The organism is Gryllotalpicola sp. CP2-P1 (assembly GCF_057512245.1).
Genome location: NZ_JBLRDT010000337.1, coordinates 1 through 1,827 on the forward strand (window position 1 = coordinate 1; position 1,827 = coordinate 1,827).

Genomic DNA, 1,827 nt, shown 5'->3' on the forward strand with positions numbered 1-1,827 from the left:
CCGGCAGAATGCCGTCCTCGACGGCGCGCCGCAGCAGGTCGACCTTGGTAGGCGCCGGGCGGCCGATCTCCACGTACTTCACGCGTACGCGGTCGAGGTACTCGCGCGCCGTCGAGTGCGCGATGCCGAGCTCGCTCGCCACGGCCTTGAGCGGCAGGCCCGAGGCGTAGAGGTGCAGCACGTCGCGCTCGCGCTGGCCGAGCTTGGCCCGCGCGAAGTCGTTGTCGGCGTCGATCGCGCTCGCCCACTCGAGGTTGTTGAGCACCCCGCCCTCGGCCACCGTGCGGATCGCGTCGATGACCGTGCCGGTCGGCGCCGATTTCGGGATGACGCCCGCGGCCCCCGCCGCGAGCGCCTCGCGGACGGCCTGCACCCGGTCGGCGATCGAGTGCACGAGCACCGCGCTGCCGGCATCCTGCAGCCGCCGGACGTTGTCGGTCACGCTCGATCCGTCGCCGAGCGAGAGGTCGAGCACGACCATGTCGGCGGGTGCGCCGGCGAGCTGCGGCAGCAGCTCATCGACCGTCGCCGCCTCACCGGTCACCGTGAAGCCGGCGTCCCCGCAGGCGGCCCGCAGCCCGAGCCGCACGGACTCGTGATCGTCGACGATCGCCACTGTCACCATGCAGGCAACTGTAGCCGGGCGTCTATCTGCTGAGGCGCGCCACAAGCTCGACGTGGTGCGTGTTCGGGAACAGGTCGAAGGCCTCGAGCGAGCGGATGCCGTAACCGGCCTCGCCGAAGAGTGCAGCATCCCGTGCGAAGGCGACCGGGTCGCACGCGACGTAGACGAGCTGAGCGGGGGCGGTACGCACGAGCTCGTCGACGACCGCCTTGCCCGCGCCGGAGCGCGGCGGGTCGAGCACGACGGTGGCTGCGCGCTGGCGCCCGCGCTCGACGGCGGTCGCGTCGTCGGCGAGGCCCCGCACGAAGCGCTCGACGCGCGCGGTGATCGCGCGAGCGCCGACCCAGTCGGAGAGGTTGCGGGCGGCGAAATCGGTCGCCGGCTCGTAGGACTCGACGCTCGTGATGCGCGTGGCCTGCCCGAAGCGGTCGCCGACCGCGGCGGCGAGCAGGCCGACCCCGCCGTAGAGATCGAGGTTCGCGGCGCGCGGGTCGAACTCGTCGGCGTCGACGGCGCGCTGGACGGCGGCCGTGAGCGTCGCCGCGGCCTCGCGATGCACCTGCCAGAAGCCGAGGGCATCGAGTGCGAATTCGCGATCGCCCACCTTCTCGACGATCGGCGCGAGGGAGGGCACGGCGCCGTCGCGCGTCGTGACGATCGAGAGCGGGCGCCCCTGCGAGGGCGCGATGAGGTCGACGGATTCCGCATCGCGGAAGCGCGTGGCCAGGGGAGCGATCTCGGCGATCGCGTCGGCGGCCAGAGGCAGCGACGAGACGGGGATGACGGTGTGCGAGCGCGCGGCGAAGGGACCGACGGTGCCGTCGGCGGCCACCTGCAGCCGCACGCGCGTGCGCCAGCCGGTGCCGTGGCGCTCGTCGTCGCCGGGCAGTGCCTGCACCGCGAAGTCGGTGCCGGGGTCGATGCCGGCCATGCGGGTGAGGGCGTCTGTGGCGACCTGCCGCTTCAGCTCGCGCTGATGCGCGAGCTCGATGTGGCCGAACTCGGCGCCGCCCGCGCGGCCTTCCGGGTCGCGCGTCACGGATGCCTCGGCCCAGACATGCTCGCGGCGGTGCGGGCTCGCCTCGAGCACCTCGACGGTGTCGGCGCGCCAGAAGGACTTCTTCGCCTCGGTGACGCGGGCGCGCACGCGCTCGCCGGGAATCGCGTCCGCGACGAACACGACGCGGCCCTCGTGCCGGGCG

2 protein-coding genes are annotated in these 1,827 nt (G+C 73.7%); both read right to left on the reverse strand.

The annotated features are described in order from the left end of the window. Positions 1-625, reverse strand: a 625-nt coding sequence (locus ACM2XV_RS14960) for a response regulator transcription factor (protein ID WP_487027512.1), incomplete at its 3' end; no start/stop codon positions are given. Between the two features lie 22 nt (positions 626-647). Continuing rightward, the coding region (locus tag ACM2XV_RS14965) for a class I SAM-dependent RNA methyltransferase (protein ID WP_487027513.1) at positions 648-1,827 on the reverse strand (1,180 nt) is incomplete at its 5' end.